This window comes from Rhodopseudomonas sp. BAL398 (assembly GCF_033001325.1).
Lineage (GTDB): Bacteria > Pseudomonadota > Alphaproteobacteria > Rhizobiales > Xanthobacteraceae > JARJEH01.
In genome coordinates this window covers 5,022,640-5,042,502 of the sequence record NZ_CP133111.1, presented here as the reverse complement: position 1 = coordinate 5,042,502, position 19,863 = coordinate 5,022,640, and the positions used below count along the sequence as shown (strand labels likewise).

Genomic DNA, 19,863 nt, shown 5'->3' with positions numbered 1-19,863 from the left:
TTAACGTCCCCCCCAGATAGTGGCACCACGTAAAAAACGTGTGGGGGGAAATATGGTATCGGCATCTGTCGCCGTCAGGCGTAGCGCTTGGGCATTTTTGCGGCGGCTCCGCCAGCTTCGTCCGCGCTGGGGAATTCGCGGCAGCCTGTTCGCGGCCTTTGCGGTCATCGCCAGCATGGCGATCGCGATCAGTGCCGGCGCCGGGATCATTTTCGATCAGCTCGGCACCGTGATGTCCGACCTGAGCCGGCGCGACATTCCCAAACTCGCCGCAAGCCTGCAACTGTCGACCCAGAGCGAGAAGCTGGCGAGCCAAGCCCCCGCGCTGCTGGCGGCGGCCAGCGCCGAGACCTTGCAGGATATCTCCAAGCAGATGATGGAAACCCAGCAGGCCACCCTGCAACAGCTCGAGCAGATCGCCCAGCTTGGTGCAAACAAGGCCGTTGTGGCGGCGATGCGCGTGACGGTCACGAATATCGAGGACACGATTCATAGCCTTGGCGCCGCGGCGCAAGAGCGTCTCGACCTCGCGGCCCAGCACACTAAATTATACGCGGCGGTACGCCAGGCGCAGGACGGCTTTGTCGCCATAGCCAATCCAATGATGATGGACGCCCAGGCGCGCATGAACGCGGTCTTGAGTTCGGCCATTGCGGCGCCGGACGACGCGGCCGATGCCGGCCGGGTGATCGAGCAACTCGGCAACGTCACCTCCACCATCAATCTGATCGCCTCCGACCTGATGGCGGCGCTGTCGGCCAACAATACCGAGGCGCTCGATCCGGTCGAGACCGACTACAAGGCCGCCATTGTGCGCGCGACATCGGCTCTGGAGGCCCTGCCCACCAGCGCCGGCAGCGCCGCGATCCGTGACGCCGCCGGGGCCCTGTTGGCGCTCGGCCAGGGCAAGACCGGCGTCTTCAAGATCCGGCAGAAGGAATTCGACGCCGCCGATTATGGCCAATTGCTTCTCGATGAGACCCGCAAGCTCAATGTCGGTCTCGGCAGCAGCGTGCAGCAACTGGTCGGCAATGTCCGCACCGAGACCGAAGCGGCCACCGCCGTCGCGCGCCAGCGCAGCGTGCTGGCGACCGAGATGATGCTTGCGCTCGGCGCGCTGACCCTGGTGGGATCGGCGCTGTTCGTCTGGCTCTATGTCGGTCGCAGCATCCTGCGTCGAATCGGCAATCTGCAACGCGCGATGCAGCGCCTCTCCGAGGGCGACCTCGATTCGCAGATCGCGCCCGGCAAGCAGCAGGACGAGATCACCGTGATGGCGACCTCGCTTGAGGTGTTCCGTGACAGCATGATCGGCGCACGCGCGATGGGGGCCGAACAGGAAAAGGACCGCATCGCCAAGACCGAGCGCGCCCAGCGCATCGAAACACGAATCGGCGAATTCGAGGCCAAGGTTCAGGCGGCGCTGGCACAGTTGCAATCCTCGGCCAACTCGATGCAGAGCACGGCGCAAAGCATGGCGGCAACCGCCGAGCGATCGAGCGAGTTGGTCGGCACGGTGGCGTCCGCCGCCGAAGAGACCTCGGTCAATGTGCAAACCGTGGCGTCCGGGACCGAGGAACTCTCCGCATCGATCGCCGAGATCGGACGCCAGGTCATCAACTCGTCGGAAATCGCCGGCAAGGCCGTCGACGAGGCCGGCGTCACCGATACGACGATGCAGGGCCTCGCCGAAAATGCCTCGCGCATCAGCGCGGTGATCGACCTGATCCAGAATATCGCCTCGCAGACCAATCTGCTGGCGCTTAACGCCACCATCGAGGCCGCGCGGGCCGGCGACGCCGGCCGCGGATTCGCCGTGGTCGCCTCCGAGGTCAAAAGCCTCGCCACCCAGACCGCGCGAGCGACCGAGGAAATCCGCTCGCAGATCGCCGACATGCAGAACGTCACCACCTCGGCGGTGGGCGCCATTCGCAGCATCGGCCAGACCATCGGCGAGATCAACGCGGTCACCACCGCGATCACCGCCGCCGTGGCGCAGCAAAGCTCGGCGACCAGCGAAATCGCCCGCAATATCCAGCATGCAGCCAGCGGCACGGGCGAGGTCTCCAACAACATCGTCGGCGTGCGGGATGCCTCCAGCCAAGCGGGTGCCGCGGCCAACGCGGTGCTCGATGCATCGGACGCGCTACGTCGCGAGGCTGATAGTCTGCGCGACGAAATCGACGCCTTTCTGTCCAACATGCGCGCCGCCTGAGCGCCGGCGAACAGCGACGCGCGAATCGGTCCGCGCGACCGGGGCGGCCAAATCCGCCACGGTCGCGCGGCACCAATCGGGGCGGCCGATGCCGCCCCCGCAGGATTGCATGGCGTCCATGTGGGACGCCGGCGTGGCTTCGAGTTCCCGAATTTCGGCTGGCGCGAGCGCGATTGTCCCGCTAAGCCGGTGTCAGGGAGCCCAAGCGAAGCAAAAATGCATCAAAAAACCGACGCCATCACCACGCCGAGCGATGACCTGCGCTATCCATGGGAGAGCCATCCGGGTCACGATCAGGTCGTTGAAATCGCCCCCGGGGTGCTGTGGATCCGGCTGAAGCTGCCGTTTCGCCTCAACCATGTGAACATCTATCTGCTCGCCGACGGCGACGGCTGGGCCATGGTGGATACCGGCTTCGGCAATGACGCAACGATCGAGGCCTGGGAAACGCTGTTCAACGGCCCACTCGCCGGCTTCGCCATCAGCCGGGTGATCGTGACCCATGCGCATCCCGACCATGTCGGCCAGGCCGGCTGGATCGTCGAGCGGTTCCGTTGCCCGTTCTACATGTCGCAGATCGAATATCTGTCGGGGGTCTATCACCAGAACCGCCGCACCGAGGAGCGGGTCGTCAATTCGCGCCAGTTCTTCCGCCGCCACGGCATGGACGAGGCCATCACCGCGCAATTGCTCGGCCGCGGCCAGGATTATCTGAAGAAAACCGTCCCGCTGCCGGCGGCCTATCGCCGCCTGTCCAATGGCGGCGACATCACGATCGGCGCGCGCAATTTCCGGATCATCACCGGCGCCGGGCATTCGCCCGATCAGGTGATGCTGTATTGCGAAGCCGACAGACTATTCCTGTCGGCCGACCAGGTGCTGAGCAAGATCTCGCCCAATGTCAGCGTCTGGGCGCACGAGCCCGACGAAAACGCGCTCGGCGCCTATCTGAGCTCGCTGAAGGGGCTGGCTGAATACCTGCCTGAGGACGTGCTGGTGGTGCCCGGCCACGGCGTTCCGTTCTATGGCGTCAGGACGCGGATCAAGCAGCTGTCCGATCACCACGAAGAACGCTGCCAGATGATCGCCGATGCGTGCCGCGAGGTCGCGATGACGTCGGCCGAACTGGTGCCGGTGATCTTCCACAAGCACGTGCTGGATGCGCATCAGACCGGCTTCGCCGCCGGCGAATTGATCGCCCATGTCAATTACATGCTGGCGAACAGCCGGCTGACGGTGGTGCAAGAGCCCGACGGAATCCTGCGCTTCAAGGCCGCCTGAGGGCCTTGCGACAAGAGCCTGCCAGGCGGCTACCGCATTGATCATGATCAAGTTTTGATCCGCGCAGGAAGCAACCCCGAGGCTCCCGAGCTGCGGCCTCGGAGCCGATTTGGATCTCGACATTCAGGCTAGAGGCGTTCTAATGCCTCGCGCGGCGACGGGTCGCGATCCAGCAGGACCAAGTCAGCGATGATGGATTACAGCAAATTTTTCGGGGATGCCCTCGCTCGCTTGCGCGATGAACGCCGCTATCGCGTATTTGCCGATCTGGAACGGATCGCCGGCCGGTTCCCCCACGCGACCTGGCATTCTCCGGCGGGACCTCGCGACGTCGTGATCTGGTGTTCCAACGATTATCTCGGCATGGGACAGCATCCGAAGGTGGTCGGCGCGATGGTCGAGACCGCCACCAGGCTCGGCACCGGCGCCGGCGGCACCCGCAATATCGCCGGCACCCATCATCCGCTGGTTCAGCTCGAGCGCGAACTGGCCGACCTGCACGGCAAGGAAGCCGCCCTGCTGTTCACCTCCGGCTACGTCTCCAACCAGACCGGACTGTCGACGCTCGGCAAGCTGATTCCGAACTGCCTGATCCTGTCCGATGCCTTGAACCACAATTCGATGATCGAGGGCATCCGCCAGTCCGGCTGCGATCGCGTGGTGTGGCGTCACAATGACGTCGCCCATCTCGAAGAATTGCTGATCGCCGCCGGTCCCGACCGGCCCAAGCTGATCGCCTGCGAGAGCCTGTATTCGATGGACGGCGACGTCGCGCCGCTGGCCACGATCTGCGATCTCGCCGAGAAATATAACGCGATGACCTATGTGGACGAGGTTCACGCCGTCGGCATGTATGGCGCGCGCGGCGGCGGGATCGCCGAGCGCGACGGCGTGATGCACCGCATCGACATTCTCGAGGCGACGCTGGCCAAGGCGTTCGGCTGCCTCGGCGGCTATATCGCCGGCCGCGCCGAGGTGATCGACGCGGTGCGCTCCTACGCCCCCGGCTTCATCTTCACCACCTCGCTGCCGCCGGCGATCTGTTCGGCGGCCACCGCGGCGATCCGCCATCTCAAGACCTCGAACTGGGAGCGCGAACGCCACCAGGACCGCGCCGCGCGGGTCAAGGCGATCCTGACCGCGGCCGGCCTGCCGGTGATGTCGACCGACACCCACATCGTGCCGCTGTTCGTCGGCGAGGCCGAGCGTTGCAAGAAGGCCTGCGACCTGCTGCTCGAACAGCACGGAATCTATATCCAGCCGATCAACTACCCGACCGTGGCCAAGGGCAAGGAACGGCTGCGGATCACGCCGTCGCCCTATCATGATGACGCGCTGATCGACGGACTGGCCGAGGCGCTGGTCCAGGTCTGGAGCCAGCTCGACCTGCCGCTCGGCGCCAAGGCGGTCGCGGCGGAATAATTGCGCGCGCAATCAGGCCGCGCCACCGGGCCGGCGCGATGAAAATCGCTGTCGCGCGTCGCGGCCCGAAGCGCTAGAGCTATTCCGGTTCTGATAGATCAGAACCGGAGCTCTAGATTCTAGTTTTGACGCGTTTTCTTCACGCGAACCGGTTTCCACTTCGCTCGAAAACGCTCTAGAAACAGCTGGCGCATCCCGCGCGGGGAGCAGATCGCGATGCTGCACGATTGGGGCGTGATCGCAGCCGCACTCGGCTACATCGGGCTCTTGTTCGGCGTCGCCAGCTATGGCGACCGGCTGTCGCAGCTCCAGCGCGAACGGGCCGGCGTGCTGATCTATCCGCTGTCGCTGGCGATCTACTGCACCTCCTGGACCTTCTTCGGCTCGGTCGGCTTCGCGACCCGGACCAGCTACGACTTCCTGGCGATCTATATCGGCCCGATCCTGATGATCGTGTTCGGTACGCCGCTGCTGCGCCGCGTGATCCGGCTGGCGAAATCGCAGAACATCACCTCGATCGCCGATTTCATCGCGGCGCGCTACGGCAAGAGCCAGGCGGTGGCGGCGACGGTGGCGATCATCGCCATCATCGGCTCGGTGCCCTATATCGCGCTGCAGCTCAAGGCGGTGGCGTCGTCGCTGCAGACCATCCTGGGCGACGACCAGGCGATTGCCGAGATTCCGATCGCCGGCGACATCGCGCTGATCGTCGCGCTGGCGATGGCGCTGTTCGCGGTGCTGTTCGGCACCAGGCAGACCAACGCCACCGAGCATCAGCACGGCCTGATGCTAGCGGTCGCCACCGAATCGATCGTCAAGCTGGTGGCGTTCATCACCGCCGGCGTGTTCGTCACGTTCTGGATGTTCAGCCCGAGCGAATTGATCGAACGCGCGATGAAGACGCCGGAGGCGGTCCGCGCCATCATGTACACGCCGTCGTCCGGCAATTTCCTGACCATGGTGGTGTTGTCGTTCTGCGCCATCATGCTGCTGCCGCGCCAGTTCCACGTCAGCGTGGTGGAGAATTCCAACGACGCCGAGGTCGGCCGCGCCCGCTGGCTGTTCCCGCTCTATCTGGTTGCGATCAACCTGTTCGTGATCCCGATCGCGCTGGCGGGGCTGATCACCTTTCCGTTCGGCGCGGTCGACGCCGACATGTATGTGCTGGCTCTGCCGATCGCCGCCAAGGCGCCGCTGCTCAGCATCGCGATCTTCATCGGCGGGCTGTCGGCGGCGACCGCGATGGTGATCGTCGAATGCGTGGCGCTGGCGGTGATGGTGTCGAATGACCTGGTGATGCCGCTGGTGCTCAAGCGCGGCGCCGCCCCGCGCGGCGCGCAACGCGACTATAGCGGCTTTCTGCTCACGGTGCGGCGGATCGCGATCTTCGCCATCCTGATCCTGGCCTATCTGTATTTCCGCGCGCTCGGCAACACCCAGCTGGCGGCGATCGGGCTGTTGTCGTTCGCCGCCATCGCCCAATTCGCGCCGGCGTTTTTCGGCGGGCTGATCTGGCGCCGCGCCACCGCGCAGGGCGCCATCGGCGGCATGCTGATCGGCTTCGCGGCCTGGGCCTATACGCTGTTCATTCCGAGCTTCATGGAAGGCAATACCACGGGCATCCTGCTGTTGCAGCACGGGCCGTTCGGGATCGAGGCGCTGCGCCCACAGGCGCTGTTCGGCGCCGATCTGCCGCCGCTGCTGCATGGCGTGTTGTGGAGCCTGTCGCTCAACATCGCGGCCTATATCGGGCTGTCGCTGCTGCGCCGGCCATCCTCGATCGAGCGGCTGCAGGCCGATCTGTTCGTGCCCGCCGCGCTGACGCCGATGACGCCGGCGTTCCGGCGCTGGCGCAGCACCGTGACGGTCGCCGACATTCTCGGCGCCGTGACCCAATATCTCGGCCCCGAACGCGCCCACGCCTCGTTCCGGGCCTTCGCGATCACCCGCGGCATCACGCTTGAGCCGACCGCGCCAGCGGATTTCGAACTGCTCAAACACGCCGAACATCTGATCGCCTCGTCGATCGGGGCGGCATCGTCGCGGCTGGTGCTGTCGCTGCTGCTGCGCAAGCGCACGGTGTCGGCCGAGGCGGCGCTGAAGCTGCTCGACGATTCCCACGCCGCGCTGCATTTCAACCGCGAAATCCTGCAAACCGCGCTCAACCACGTCCGTCAGGGCATCGCGGTGTTCAATCCGGAGCTGCAGCTGATCTGCTCGAACCGGCAATTCGGCGAGATTCTCGGGTTGCCGCCGCATATCATTCAGATCGGCATTCCGCTGGTCGAGATCCTGGAATTCCTCGCCAGCAACACGGCGAATGTCGGCGACGCCGACGCCCAGACCCAGATGCGGCTCGCCGCCTACACCACCGAAGGCGCGCCCTATCTGGAACGGCTGCCCGATCGCCATCTCGTGGTCGAGGTCCGCGCCAACCGGATGCCCGATGGTGGCGTCGTCATCACCTTCTCGGATGTCACCCCGAGCTTCGAGGCCGCCGAGGCGCTGGAGCGCGCCAATGCGACGCTGGAAAAACGGGTGCGCGAACGCACCGAAGAACTGACCCGGCTGAATTCGGCGCTGGCGCTGGCCAAGAGCACCGCCGAGGAAGCCAATATCTCCAAGACCCGCTTCCTCGCCGCCGCCAGCCACGACATTCTGCAGCCGTTGAACGCAGCCAGGCTCTACGCCACCAGCCTGGTGGAGCGGCAGAATGGCGGCGACGATTCGCGGCTGGTGGAGAACATCGACGAATCGCTGGAGGCGATCGAAGAGATCATCGGCGCGCTGCTCGACATTTCGCGGCTCGACGCCGGCGCGATGACGCCGTCGATCACGAGCTTCCTGATGGGCGACCTGATGCGCTCGCTGGAGATCGAATTCGCCCCCGCCGCCCGCGCCAAGGGGCTCGACCTGACCTTCGTGCCCTGCACGCTGCCGGTGCAGTCCGACCGGCTGCTGCTGCGGCGGCTGCTGCAGAACCTGATTTCCAACGCCATCAAATACACCCCGCAGGGCCGCGTGCTGGTCGGCTGCCGCCGCCATGGCGACACGGTGAAAATCTCGATCTACGACACCGGCGTCGGTGTGCCGGTGCTCAAGCGCGCCGAGATCTTCAAGGAATTCCATCGGCTCGAACAGGGCGCCCGGATCGCGCGCGGGCTCGGGCTGGGCCTGTCGATCGTCGAGCGGCTGGCGCGGGTGCTGGCCCACAGCATCGCACTGGATTCCAATGCCAGCGGCGGCTCGTGCTTCTCGGTCTCGATTCCGATCGCCGCCGCCGTCAACCACACCGCCGCGGTCACCAGCGCCACGCCGCTGTCGCGGGCCTCGATGAGCGGCATTCTGGTGGTCTGCATCGAGAACGATCCCGCCATCCTCGATGGCATGAAGACGCTGCTGACCACCTGGGGCGCCAAGGTGATCGCGGTCGCCGACCCCGAAGCCGCGATCCGGGCGATCGAGAATGCCGGCCAGCGCATCACCGGCCTGCTAGTCGACTACCACCTCGACCGCGGCAACGGCATCGGGGCGATCCGCGATATCAGAAGCCGCTTCGGCCAGAGCATTCCGGCGATCCTGATCACCGCCGATCGCAGCCCCGGCGTCCGCGCCGCGGCGCGCCACGAGGAAATTGCGGTGCTGAACAAGCCGGTCAAGGCCGCCTCGCTACGCGCCTTGCTGAGCCAGTGGCACGCCCAGCAGGCGGTGGTGGCGGCGGAATAGTCGGGCGCAAGCCGGACGGCTTCAGCGCTCGACGATGCTGGCCAGAACCACCTCGCGCAGCACGCGGGTCGGCGGCATCCACTGGTCCGCTTGCATGTAGTTCCCCGCCGTGATGGCGATCACCAATTGCAACGCCGGGATGACGAACAGCCGCTGGCCGCCTTCGCCCTGCGCCGTCCACATCCGCTCCAGTCGCCCGATCGCCCAGCCTTTCGGCTTGCCGAACCCGATATCCAGCACGAACCACTGATAGCCATAGCGGCGGATTTCATCAGCGCTGACGAATGGTGTCGTGCAGCGTTTCACCCAGTCAGCGGGCACCACGCCGCGACCGGCGACCTGGCCGCCATGCAGCATCATCTGCCCGATCCGCGCCAGATCCCGCACGCTCATCCGCGCCCCCGATGCCGCGAACGGTTCGCCGTCCGGACCGCCGGCCCATTCGGTCGGCCCGAGACCAAGCGGATCGAACAGATGTTCGCGCGCGAAATCATGCAGCGTCTGGCCCGAGCCCTTGGCGATCAGGCGCGCCAGCAGCGCCGTGGCCCCGCCGCAATAGGTCCAGTGCGCGCCGGGCGGCTCGACGACGCGACGCTCAAGCACATAGCGGTAGCGATCCGCCGCGGCGTCCATCGCGGTTTCGCTGTTGCGCGGATCCGAGTAGATCAGGCTGGTTTCATCCCAATCGGTGCCCATCGTCATGGTCAGCACATGTTCAATGGTGAGCCGGTCGCGACCGTCCTTGTCGGCGAGATCGGCATATTCGGGAAAGGCGGAGAACAGCGGCGCTTGCGGCGGCGGGACTTTTCCCTGTTGCAGCGCGATTCCGTAAAGCAGGCCGACGATGCTTTTCGAGCAGGAGCGCAGATCGTGCAGCGTGTCAGGCTTGAAGCTGACACGGCCAAGATCGCCGATGCCGCGGGCGCGATCGGCGCCGTCGAAATAGTGCTCCAACACCAGCCGATCATTTCGCAGCACGACCAGCCCGTGCAGATTCCAGATCCGGCCTTCGGTCACCGCGGCATCAAGGCGGGCCTCCAGATCAGGCGCGAAGCCTGCTTCCGCCGGCGCGATCGGCAACCATCCGTCCGGCATGACAAACACCTTGGGGCAACGCTGGCGAATGACCGATGATGGCGGCCCGGCTCCCCTACTGCGCGACCGGCTCGTCCTGGCGCCAATGGTTGCCGGAGATTTTTGCGGCGGCGATCACCGCCTGGGTCCGGCTCTCGACGCCGAGCTTTTGCAGGATCGCCGAGACATGGGCCTTGATGGTGGCCTCCGAGACGCCGAGCTCATAGGCGATCTGCTTGTTGAGCAGACCCTCGGACAGCATCATCAGCACCCGCACCTGCTGCGGTGTAAGCGTCACCAGCCGGTCGCGCAGTCTCGACATTTCCGGATCGGCGGCGGCCGACAGGTCGACATCCGGCGGGATCCAGACGTCGCCATCCAGCACCCGCAGGATCGCTTCGCCGAGCTTCTCCACGCCGAAGCGTTTCGGCACGAAGCCGGAGGCACCGAAATCGAGCGAGCGGCGGATCGTCTCGACGTCGTCGGAGGCCGAGACCACCACCACCGGAATCGCCGGATATTGCGCGCGCAGATAGATCAGCCCGGAAAAGCCGCTGATCCCCGGCATTTTGAGATCGAGCAGCACCAGATCGACGTCGCCCTCGCGTTCGAGCATCGCGGTCAATTCTTCGAACGAACCGGCCTCGCCGATCCTGGCCGGGGTGACGACGCTGGCAACCGCCAGCCGCAAGGCATCACGAAACAGCGGATGATCATCGGCAATGATCAGATGCGTGCTGGCGAGGGTGGTCATTTTTCTACCTACCGCAGGCTGTTGGTGAACTTTTTTACAATCGAACGCGTCGCAATGGCTGTGAAGGTCCTCTTCCGAATGATCAAGTGTCATCCGAAGCGGACCCCGCTGGCAAGGCGTGTCACGCCCGACCAAGCCAAGCCACCCTGGCTGAATATGCGTCGCAAAACATTGAGCCGGCGCAAGAACACACCGAGAACTGTGGCCAAAAGTCTCGATTGGGGAAAGATAAACAGAGTGCTAGCGTAAAGGGGAACTCCTCATGCACGGCAAATCCTGACATCGCGTCAGGAAAAAGACCGACAGAGGAGCCAGTTCGTAAGCATCCGGGAGGAGACCATGTCTACAATTGCCGCGACACCTGCGCGCAGTGGCGGAATGACCAAGGACGAACGATTCGTCATTCTGGCCTCGTCGCTCGGCACCGTTTTCGAATGGTATGATTTCTACCTCTACGGCTCGCTCGCCAGCATCATCGGCGCGCAATTCTTCAGCGCCTATCCACCCGCCACCCGCGACATCTTCGCGCTGCTGGCCTTCGCCGCCGGCTTCCTGGTGCGCCCGTTCGGCGCCATCGTGTTCGGCCGGATCGGCGACATCGTCGGCCGCAAATACACCTTCCTCGTCACCATCCTGATCATGGGCCTGTCGACCTTCATCGTCGGCCTGCTGCCGAACGCGGCACATATCGGCATCGCGGCGCCGATCATCCTGATCGGGCTGCGACTGCTGCAGGGCCTGGCGCTCGGCGGCGAATATGGCGGCGCCGCAACCTATGTGGCCGAGCATTCGCCGCCTGGCAAACGCGGCTACTACACGTCATTCATCCAGACCACCGCGACGCTGGGGCTGTTCGTCTCGCTGATCGTGATTCTGATCACCCGCACGGCGTTGGGCGAGCCGGCCTTCGCGGCCTGGGGCTGGCGAATTCCGTTCCTGGTCTCGGTGGTGCTGCTCGGGGTCTCGGTCTGGATCCGGTTGCGGCTCAATGAATCGCCAGTGTTCCAGAAGATGAAGGACGAGGGCAAGAGCTCGAAGGCGCCCTTGACCGAAGCCTTCGCCAATTGGGGCAACGCCAAGATCGTGCTGATCGCGCTGCTCGGCGGCGTGATGGGCCAGGGCGTGGTGTGGTACACTGGCCAGTTCTACGCTCTGTTCTTCCTGCAATCGATCCTCAAGGTCGACGGTTATACGTCGAACCTGCTGATCGCCTGGTCGCTGGCATTCGGCACCGGCTTCTTCATCTTCTTCGGCTGGTTGTCGGACAAGATCGGCCGCAAGCCGATCATCCTGACCGGCTGCCTGATCGCCGCACTTAGCTTCTTCCCGATCTTCCGCGGCATCACCAGCAACGCCAACCCGGCATTGGAAAAGGCGATCGAACAGATCAAGGTCCAGGTCGTGTCGGATCCGGCTTTGTGCGGCGATCTGTTCAACCCGGTCGGCACCCGCGTCTTCACCAAGCCATGCGACACCGCGCGGGCCTACCTCGCGCAATCCTCGGTCAAGTACTCGACCGCCTATGGCCCGGCGGGCTCCGGCGTCAAGGTGATGGTGAACGACAAGGAAGTACCCTACGCCGACGCCAAGACCTCCAATCCGGCGGTGCTGGCGGCGATCCATGACGCCGGCTATCCGAAGGCCGGCGACCCGCAGATCATCAAGATGTCGAACCCGTTCGACATCTTCCAGCCGCGGATCGCGGCGACGATCGGCTTGCTGTTCATCCTGGTGATCTTCGTCACCATGGTCTACGGGCCGATCGCCGCGATGCTGGTCGAGCTGTTCCCGACCCGGATCCGCTACACCTCGATGTCGCTGCCCTATCACATCGGCAATGGCTGGTTCGGCGGCCTGCTGCCGGCGACCGCCTTTGCGATCGTGGCCTCGACCGGCGATATCTATGCCGGGCTGTGGTACCCGATCATCTTCGCTTCGATCACCGTCGTCGTCGGCCTGATCTTCCTGCCGGAGACCAAGAACGTCGACATCAGCCGGATGTAGTCGGCGCGCCGACGAGGCGAAAGACTGACACCAGAGGGCCCGGCCTCTCGTTCGTCATGCCCGGCCTTGTGCCGGGCATCCACGCCTTGAAAGCCGTGCTGGACCAAAGGCGTGGATGGCCGGGACAAGCCCGGCCATGACGCGTGGATGAGTCGAAACTAATCGCCTTTGGTATGAGACATCATGGCCGCGACGCAAGCCGCGGCCATTGGATTTTGAAGGGTTCGCGCATTCTTCAGGCGAGTTGATTCGCCCGAGACCAAGAAGGCGGTCATTCCGGGGCGCGCGCAGCTTCGCTGCGAGCGAACCCGGAATCTCGCTCAGAGGACTAACTTGCCGCAAGATTCCGGGTTCGCTCGCCCCATCGCGCGCCGAAGACGCGCGTGAACGCGCTGCGGGGCTCGCGCCCCGGAATGACACCGAGCTTGATGAGTCATCAATTCAGCTGACCGATGCGCTAGCCCGCCGCGCCGATGAATTGCAGCACCACCTCGCGGGCGTGCGCCCGACGGCGATGCTCGATCAGATAGATCGCCTGCCAGGTGCCGAGCGCGAGCCGGCCGCCGAGCACCGGGATCTGCAGCGACGTCGCGGTCAGCATGGTTTTGACATGGGCCGGCATATCGTCGGGGCCTTCGCTGTCGTGGGTCCAAGCCGCGCTCTGCGGCGCCAGCCGGTTCAGCACGCTCAACAGATCGACCAGCACCGAGGGATCGGCATTTTCCTGGATCGTCAGCGACGCCGAGGTGTGGCGCACGAACAGTGTCACCGCGCCCTCCTGCGCCTCGGCCTCGGCGATGAATTTGCCGACCTCGCCGGTGAGGTCGACAAAGCCCACGCCGGCGGTCTGCACACTGAGCCACGACGACACGATGCTGGTGACGCCGACCCGCGACAGCGGCGCGCGCGCGATGGATTTTGCTGAACCCACGACTGCCTCGAAAGCTAGAGTTTGGACCGTCTTACGCAAAGCCTCGCCGCGCCGGCGGCGCGCCCCCTCTCCCGTGGGGAGAGAGCCCTCCCCCGACTTGATCGGGGGGCTGGGGTGAAGGGATACACCCTCTCGTCAGGCCGCAGCCCCTCACCCGGATTGCTTTGTAATCCGATCTCTCCCCTTGGAAGAGGTGAAACGGGGATTGCGGCGGGGCGATTCCACATCATTGCATCACGCTCAGATCTTGTCCTCGCCGGTGACGTCCTTCTGCACCTTGTTGGCGAGGTCAAGCAGCCGCTTCCAGGCGTTCTCCAGGAACGCCATTACGCGGTCGAGGTCGCGGTCGCTGGGCAGCGGGATTTCCAGCTTGCGTGCGCCGTCCTTGGTGGTGATTTCCGGCTTCTTCAGCGAATCGGCTTTCGGCAGCGGCTCGTCGATCTTGCCGGCGACCGAGTCGCGCGCCGCCAGCTGCGCCTTGAGGCTGTCCTTGTCCTTTTGCAGGGCGTCGACGGCCTGCTTCAGCCGCTCATTGTCCTGTTGCAGCCGGCCGATTTCGGCATCGAACGCCGCGCGCTCGTCGGGCGTCGTATAACAGGCCCAGCCATTACCCTTGTCGCTGCAGGTCGACAATTGGCCGGTACGGGTGTCGAGCCGCAGCATCCCGTCCGCGGCCGGCGACAGCGTATAGCGGCCGTTTTCGGTGTCGGGCAGCGACTGGGCCAAGGCGCCGGCGCTGCACAGGCCGAGCGCGGTCGTCAGCGCCGCGACCAGGCGACGCCGCGCCGGCCGGATCGCGGGCGTGACGGTCGCAGCTGTCGCCGAACGGGGGTCGGCAACACAGATGGCTAGGGTCATGGCATGCTCCGCCTGACGGATGACAACCCAATTCATATGGGGGCTCATCCGAAGAGTCCGACCGAAAAACAAGCTGATGAAATCAAACTTGATTTCGTCATTGCGAGCCGAGGACGGCGCCTTGCGCCGTCCGACCGCGAAGCAATCCAGGAGCGCCGGGCACCGACTGGATTGGTTCGTCGCACAGCTCGCAATGACGACCATGAAGGCGTCATTCTATTGATCCCTTTTAGAGTCAGACTCTAGGGACGATATGGGGCGCGCCCGGATTTCAACGCATCGGCCAGCAATTCGATCCGGTCCTGGCCCCAGAATACCTCACCGTCCAGCACATAGGCCGGCGAGCCGAACACGTCGGCCGCCAGCGCGTCCTGGCGGTTCTGGTCGTAAATGGCGCCGATTTCCTGCGACGCCGCGCGCGCGACCAGCTCGCGACCCGGCAAGCCCGCCTCATCAGCGAGTTGGGTCAGGACCGCCGGATCGGCAAGATCGAGCTCGCGCTCCCACACCGCCGGATAGGCCAGCTGCAGATAGGGCTCCGGATCGTGGCCAGCCGCGAGTGCGGCGATCACCACCCCGTCGGCGAGCCGGCCGTCGAACGGCCAGTGTTTCGGTTTGAGCTGAAAATCGAGCCCGCGCTTGGCGCGCCAGCGCTGCAGCTCGACCATCCGGTAGCGCTGGCGCGCCGGATGGCGCTTGCCTAGCGGCAGCCCGCCGGTCTCCGAAAACAGTTCGAGCAGCACCACCGGCTTGTAATTTATCTTGAGATCGTAAGTGCTTACGACATCCCGGAAAGGTTTGTGGCCGATATAGGCCCAGGGCGATTGCAGCGAGAAATAATAGTCGATCTGGCGCGTCATACGGACTCCGGTAACGGATCATGCTCCGACAATCCGCGACGCGAATGCCCAAAGCTGGCGGTATCCCAGCAGACCGCTTCGGACCACGCAACAAGGATCATAAGCTGCGCGCGCTATTGCACTGCGGACAAGTTATCGCAGGGGATCGCCAAATCCGCAATAAATTCACGCGATTCAAAGGGTTAGTCGACTACGGCCGAATCTTGACTTGCCCGGGTGCCGTCAGTATGGTCCGCGCGGCTTTTAAGGGTAATGGGGCGTTATTTTCATCCATTGCGGCATCGTTCGGGTCTCCTCACCATGGCGGAAGACGCGCACGCAGGCGGCGATCACCAGGATGACAATCGCGGCGCCATGCTTGACGAAGCTGCGCTTTCCGCAAGGCTCGGAAGCCTGGAACGACGGTTGTCCCAATCGCGGGAGAGCCGGAAGGGCCAGACGGACCAATCCGGAACAGGAAGTGAAAACGCCAAATCCAGGGCCTCGGCCATGGCGCGCGGTGTTCAGCTTTCCTCCGAACTGGTCGCGGGCGTTGTTGTCGGGGCACTGATCGGCTGGGGGATCGACCACTTGCTGTCGACCTCGCCTTGGGGACTCATCGTGTTCTTCCTGCTCGGCTTCATCGCCGGCCTGATCAACCTGATACGGTCCGCTGGCGTGGCTCCCGAGCGGACCAAGCACTGACGGACGCGCGGCCAGACGATTGATGTCAATGCGCCGGTTAGCCGGCGGACCGAGAGATGCGGCGCGTATGATCGATCCGATTCACCAATTCAATATCCACAACATCTTCACGATCGGCCATATCGGCAATCAGGAGATCGCGTTCACCAATTCCTCGGCCTATATGCTGGTCGCAGTGGCGGTGATTTCGCTGCTGATGATCGGCGGCGTGGCCGGGCGGCAGATGGTGCCGGGACGGATCCAGTCGCTGGCCGAGATCTCCTACGAATTTGTCGCCGGCACGATACGATCGACCGCCGGCGCCGAGGGCATGCGGTTCTTCCCGCTGGTGTTCTCGATCTTCATGTTCATCATGATCTCGAACATGATCGGGATCATTCCCTACGCCTTCACGATTTCCAGCCACATCATCGTCACCGCCGCGCTGGCGTTCCTGGTGTTCTTCACCGTGGTGATCTACGGCTTCTACAAGAACGGCCTGGGTTTCTTCAAAATCTTCGTGCCGTCGGGCGTTCCGGGCTTCATCCTGCCGCTGGTCGTATTCATCGAGGTGTTCTCGTTCTTCCTGCGGCCGATCTCGCATTCGGTGCGTCTGTTCGCCAACATGCTGGCCGGCCATATCGCCCTGAAGGTGTTCGCGAGCTTCGTTCCGCTGCTGGCGGGCCTGGGCATTGCCGGCTATTTCGGCGCCGTGCTGCCGCTCGGCATGGTGATCGCGCTGACCGCGCTGGAGCTGCTGGTGGCGTTCCTGCAGGCCTATGTCTTCGCCATCCTCACCTGCATCTATCTCAACGATGCGCTACACGCGGGCCATTAAGGCCCGACCTCTCCAACCAAACCCCAACTAGGAGTTCGTTTCATGGATCCGATTGCCGCGAAGTACATTGGTGCCGGTATTGCCTGCATCGGCATGGGTGGCGCTGGCGCCGGCGTTGGCATCATCTTCGGCAACTATCTTGCCGCTGCGGTGCGCAACCCCTCCGCGGCTCAGGGCCAGTTCGGCAACCTGATCTTCGGCTTCGCCGTGACTGAAGCGCTCGGCATCTTCTCGCTGCTGATCGCACTGTTGCTGCTGTTCGCGCTCTGAGCCAAACCTGATCCCGGCCGCAAGGTCGCGATCGGCTGAATGGGAGATGCTCGTGGCTGAAGGTCATGGCAACGCGGCGGGCGCGACGGCCCACACGGAAGCGGACGGTGGCCACAAGGCTCCCTTCCCGCCGTTCCAGCAGGACACTTTTGCTTCGCAGCTGGTGTCGTTGCTGGTGGCGTTTGTCGCGCTCTATCTGATCGTATCCAAAATCGCGCTGCCGAAAGTCGGCAGCGTGCTGGAAGAACGCCAGAACAAGATCGACGGCGATCTCGCCGCCGCGCAGAAGCTGAAGAGCGAGTCGGATGAGGCGCTGAAGGCCTATGAGACCGAGCTGGCGCAAGCCCGCGCCCGGGCTCAGGCGATCAGTGCCGAGACCCGCGAAAAGGCCAACGCGGCGTCCGAAGCCGAGCGCAAGGTCCTGGAAGATCGGCTGGCCGTAAAGCTCGCCGACGCCGAAAAGACCATTGCGGCGACGCGCGAAACTGCGATGGGCAATGTCCGCGGCATCGCCGCCGAGGCCGCCTCTGCCATCGTGCAGCGGCTGATCGGCACCGCCCCCGAGGGCAAGGCGCTGGATCGCGCCGTCGATGCGTCGTTGAAGGGATAGCCTGATGACTGGGATTTTCTTGGAAGCGGAAACCTGGGTCGCGATCGCCTTCGTCATCCTGATGGGCGTGCTGGGCTATGTCGGCATTCACCGCACCGTGCTCAAGACCCTCGACCACCGCAGCGAACGGATCAAGGCCGAGCTCGACGAGGCCCGCAAGCTGAAGGACGACGCCGCGGCGCTGTTGGCGCAGTATCGCGCCCGCCACGCCACCGCCGAGAAGGAAGCCCAGGCGATCATCGCCAGCGCCAAGGACGAGGCCGAGCGGATCTCCGCGGAAGCCAAGGCCAAGCTGGAAGATTTCGTCGCCCGGCGCACCAAAACCGCCGAAAGCAAGATCGCGCTGGCGGAAGCCCAGGCGATGGCCGATGTCCGCGCCGCCGCCGCCAATGCGGCGATCACGGCGGCCTCGACCATCCTGTCGCAATCGGTGCAGGGCTCGGTGGCCGACGGTCTGCTGACCCAGGGCATCTCGGAAGTTCGCGCCAAGCTGAACTGACGACCCAGCCCGTCCAACACATCAAAGCCGGCGCGATCACCTCGCGCCGGCTTTTTGTTTGGTCACCCTCCCCTGGAGGGGGAGGGTCGCTCGCGAAGCGAGCGGGGTGGGGTGGCGAAGAGGTCATAGCCGTGCTCGCGGCTCACCCCACCCCGGCGTGCACCGCGCTTCGCGCGCTTCCCGCCGACCCTCCCCCTCCAGGGGAGGGTGAAGAGACGCGATCCCGCGGCTATCTCCTGTGCTTGCGCTCGCGGGGCGCCGACCCCAGCACCTGCGGATCGAACCCGATATAGAACACGTAGGAATCGCCGTCGGCGACGCTGGGCGCGGGGTACACGACGTCTTCCGCCACCAGGCTGAACGGCACGCTGCCCTCGGGGTCCATCGCCACATTGATCCGGTAGGCCTTGGTGAAGATGGTCTTCGGCGACACGCCCTCCTGCACCACGGCGACCCGCAGCGGGACGTCGATCGAGCTCGGCGCGCCGGCCGGCCCGGCAATGACGCGGCCCTGGATTCCGATTCGCGCGGTGATCATGCCGCCGCTGAGGTTGCAGGAGCGCGCGGTGTCGCCGAGCGTGGCCTGAAAGCGCAGATCATTGCCGCTGGCGGGCTTGCCCGGCAGGCCGACCGCATAGGTCGAGGCGCCGACCCGAATGCTGACCTCCGGACAGGTCAAGCCGCTTTCGTCGGTGGGCGCCGCGCCGGGTGCCGCGCCGGGAGCAGCCGGCTGCGCCGGTTCCGACGACCCGCCGAACAGGCTCTTGAAGCGGTCGGTGATGGATTGCGCCGACGCCGGCACCGCCAGCAGGCCGCAGCACAGGCCCGCGCAGATCGCGCTCCGCAGCCCGAATCGGCGCCGCGGCGCGGGCGCCATTGTCATGATCTCACGCTCAACACTCATCTTACGTCCCTTGTGCAGCGTCCCCCCGGACGCCCCGCCTTATACCAAAGCAAAGGCGGCGAACCAAAGGCCTTGGCGCCGGCGCCACGGGCGCGCGGCATTTTCACCCGAGGGGATTCAACGATGCGGTCAGTCGGAGCGCGAGCCTGGCAACGCGTTTACGCGCGTCTGCGACGCGCTATGGGCGAGCGAACCCGGACTCTTGCGGCGAGGCAAAGCGCTGCGCCGAGATTCCGGGTTCGCTCGCAGCTGACGCTGCTCGCGCCCCGGAATGGCGGCATTTTTCAAGCGAATCAACGCACCTGACAGAGGCGCTAACCGCGAAAATCCTCGTGCAGCAGGCCGAACAGCAGGTGATCCTGCCAGATGCCATTGATGCACAGATAGCGCCGCGCCAGGCCTTCGCGGGTGAAGCCGCATTTTTCCAGCACCCGGACCGAGGCGGCGTTGCTGGGAATGCAGGCGGCCTCGACCCGGTGCAGATTTAGCTCGCCGAACAGCGTCGGCAGCAGCACCCGCAGCGCCGACGTCATATAGCCGCGATGGGCGTGCGGTTCGCCCATCCAATAGCCGATGGTGCCGGCCTGGACGATGCCGCGGCGGACATTGGCCAGCGTCACGCCGCCGAGCAGATCGCCGTCGGATTCGCGAAAGATCAGGAAGGGATAGGATTTATCGCCGGCGATATCGTCGGCGTAGCGGCGCAGCCGGCGGCGAAAGCCGGCGCGGGTGAGATCATCGGACGGCCAGATCGGCTCCCATGGCGTCAGATAGGCGCGGCTGTTTTCACGCAGCTGCGCCCATTGCACGAAGTCCGCCATCTGCGGCGCCCGCAGCAACAGCCCATAGCCGCGCGGCGCCAGCGCCGTGGGACCACTGGATGGAATTCGAAACAGCGCCATGATGACACCCCCAGCCCAGCATCCGGCGCGACGCTCGGCGGTCGCGCGACGA

Annotated in this window: 17 protein-coding genes; 10 read left to right on the top strand and 7 right to left on the bottom strand. The window is 64.8% G+C overall.

Annotated features, from left to right (window positions below):
• The first annotated feature begins 52 nt into the window (after nucleotides 1-52).
• From RBJ75_RS23695 to RBJ75_RS23680, 4 genes are all read left to right on the top strand, one after another.
• Complete coding sequence (locus tag RBJ75_RS23695; RefSeq protein ID WP_044408022.1) at nucleotides 53-2,215, top strand: methyl-accepting chemotaxis protein; 2,163 nt, start codon at nucleotides 53-55, stop codon at nucleotides 2,213-2,215.
• A gap of 216 nt (nucleotides 2,216-2,431) precedes the next feature.
• Nucleotides 2,432-3,496 carry an MBL fold metallo-hydrolase gene (locus RBJ75_RS23690; RefSeq protein WP_044408019.1) on the top strand — a complete coding sequence of 355 codons (1,065 nt, stop codon included), beginning with the start codon at nucleotides 2,432-2,434 and terminating at the stop codon, nucleotides 3,494-3,496.
• 192 nt (nucleotides 3,497-3,688) lie between these two features.
• Nucleotides 3,689-4,918 (top strand): 5-aminolevulinate synthase, encoded by a 1,230-nt coding sequence (gene hemA, locus RBJ75_RS23685; protein ID WP_044408039.1) that lies wholly within the window; start codon nucleotides 3,689-3,691, stop codon nucleotides 4,916-4,918.
• Between the two features lie 216 nt (nucleotides 4,919-5,134).
• Nucleotides 5,135-8,644, top strand: coding sequence for a PAS domain-containing hybrid sensor histidine kinase/response regulator (locus tag RBJ75_RS23680; protein ID WP_276156574.1), 3,510 nt, complete (start codon nucleotides 5,135-5,137; stop codon nucleotides 8,642-8,644).
• Between the two features lie 21 nt (nucleotides 8,645-8,665).
• Here the strand turns inward: RBJ75_RS23680 and RBJ75_RS23675 are convergent, their stop codons facing one another.
• Together RBJ75_RS23675 and RBJ75_RS23670 are read right to left on the bottom strand one after the other, a co-directional pair.
• The gene (locus RBJ75_RS23675) at nucleotides 8,666-9,739 is read right to left on the bottom strand and encodes a serine hydrolase domain-containing protein (protein WP_044409932.1); all 1,074 of its coding nucleotides are present in this window, start codon (nucleotides 9,737-9,739) and stop codon (nucleotides 8,666-8,668) included.
• A gap of 55 nt (nucleotides 9,740-9,794) precedes the next feature.
• Nucleotides 9,795-10,472 (bottom strand): response regulator transcription factor, encoded by a 678-nt coding sequence (locus RBJ75_RS23670; RefSeq protein WP_276156573.1) that lies wholly within the window; start codon nucleotides 10,470-10,472, stop codon nucleotides 9,795-9,797.
• Between the two features lie 339 nt (nucleotides 10,473-10,811).
• Between RBJ75_RS23670 and RBJ75_RS23665 the strand changes: the two genes are divergently transcribed.
• Nucleotides 10,812-12,476: an MFS transporter gene (locus RBJ75_RS23665; RefSeq protein WP_044416617.1), complete on the top strand. Its 1,665-nt coding sequence runs from the start codon at nucleotides 10,812-10,814 to the stop codon at nucleotides 12,474-12,476.
• 457 nt (nucleotides 12,477-12,933) lie between these two features.
• On the opposite strand, the gene RBJ75_RS23660 is transcribed toward RBJ75_RS23665, so the two are convergent.
• The 3 genes from RBJ75_RS23660 to RBJ75_RS23650 form a co-directional block, all read right to left on the bottom strand.
• Complete coding sequence (locus tag RBJ75_RS23660) at nucleotides 12,934-13,407, bottom strand: secondary thiamine-phosphate synthase enzyme YjbQ (protein ID WP_044414590.1); 474 nt, start codon at nucleotides 13,405-13,407, stop codon at nucleotides 12,934-12,936.
• Between the two features lie 240 nt (nucleotides 13,408-13,647).
• A complete protein-coding gene (locus tag RBJ75_RS23655; protein WP_044414592.1) occupies nucleotides 13,648-14,265 on the bottom strand; it encodes a hypothetical protein in 618 nt (205 codons plus the stop codon).
• 242 nt (nucleotides 14,266-14,507) lie between these two features.
• Nucleotides 14,508-15,125, bottom strand: coding sequence for a 2-hydroxychromene-2-carboxylate isomerase (locus RBJ75_RS23650; RefSeq protein ID WP_044414589.1), 618 nt, complete (start codon nucleotides 15,123-15,125; stop codon nucleotides 14,508-14,510).
• 300 nt (nucleotides 15,126-15,425) lie between these two features.
• Between RBJ75_RS23650 and RBJ75_RS23645 the strand changes: the two genes are divergently transcribed.
• The 5 genes from RBJ75_RS23645 (at nucleotide 15,426) to RBJ75_RS23625 (ending at nucleotide 18,005) form a co-directional block, all read left to right on the top strand.
• Nucleotides 15,426-15,809 carry an AtpZ/AtpI family protein gene (locus tag RBJ75_RS23645; RefSeq protein WP_044414588.1) on the top strand — a complete coding sequence of 128 codons (384 nt, stop codon included), beginning with the start codon at nucleotides 15,426-15,428 and terminating at the stop codon, nucleotides 15,807-15,809.
• A gap of 67 nt (nucleotides 15,810-15,876) precedes the next feature.
• The gene (locus RBJ75_RS23640; RefSeq protein ID WP_044414587.1) at nucleotides 15,877-16,626 is read left to right on the top strand and encodes a F0F1 ATP synthase subunit A; all 750 of its coding nucleotides are present in this window, start codon (nucleotides 15,877-15,879) and stop codon (nucleotides 16,624-16,626) included.
• A 42-nt stretch (nucleotides 16,627-16,668) separates the two neighbouring features.
• Nucleotides 16,669-16,896 (top strand): F0F1 ATP synthase subunit C, encoded by a 228-nt coding sequence (locus RBJ75_RS23635; protein ID WP_009796340.1) that lies wholly within the window; start codon nucleotides 16,669-16,671, stop codon nucleotides 16,894-16,896.
• Nucleotides 16,897-16,948: 52 nt separating this feature from the next.
• On the top strand, nucleotides 16,949-17,506 hold the full coding sequence (locus RBJ75_RS23630) for an ATP synthase subunit B (protein ID WP_044414591.1): 558 nt from the start codon (nucleotides 16,949-16,951) through the stop codon (nucleotides 17,504-17,506).
• 4 nt (nucleotides 17,507-17,510) lie between these two features.
• Nucleotides 17,511-18,005, top strand: a complete 495-nt coding sequence (locus RBJ75_RS23625; protein ID WP_044414586.1) for an ATP F0F1 synthase subunit B — start codon at nucleotides 17,511-17,513, stop codon at nucleotides 18,003-18,005.
• 229 nt (nucleotides 18,006-18,234) lie between these two features.
• Here RBJ75_RS23625 and RBJ75_RS23620 read toward each other — a convergent pair whose 3' ends face one another.
• Together RBJ75_RS23620 and RBJ75_RS23615 are read right to left on the bottom strand one after the other, a co-directional pair.
• On the bottom strand, nucleotides 18,235-18,909 hold the full coding sequence (locus RBJ75_RS23620) for a hypothetical protein (RefSeq protein ID WP_044414848.1): 675 nt from the start codon (nucleotides 18,907-18,909) through the stop codon (nucleotides 18,235-18,237).
• Between the two features lie 314 nt (nucleotides 18,910-19,223).
• On the bottom strand, nucleotides 19,224-19,811 hold the full coding sequence (locus tag RBJ75_RS23615; RefSeq protein ID WP_044414846.1) for a GNAT family N-acetyltransferase: 588 nt from the start codon (nucleotides 19,809-19,811) through the stop codon (nucleotides 19,224-19,226).
• Nucleotides 19,812-19,863 lie beyond the last annotated feature (52 nt).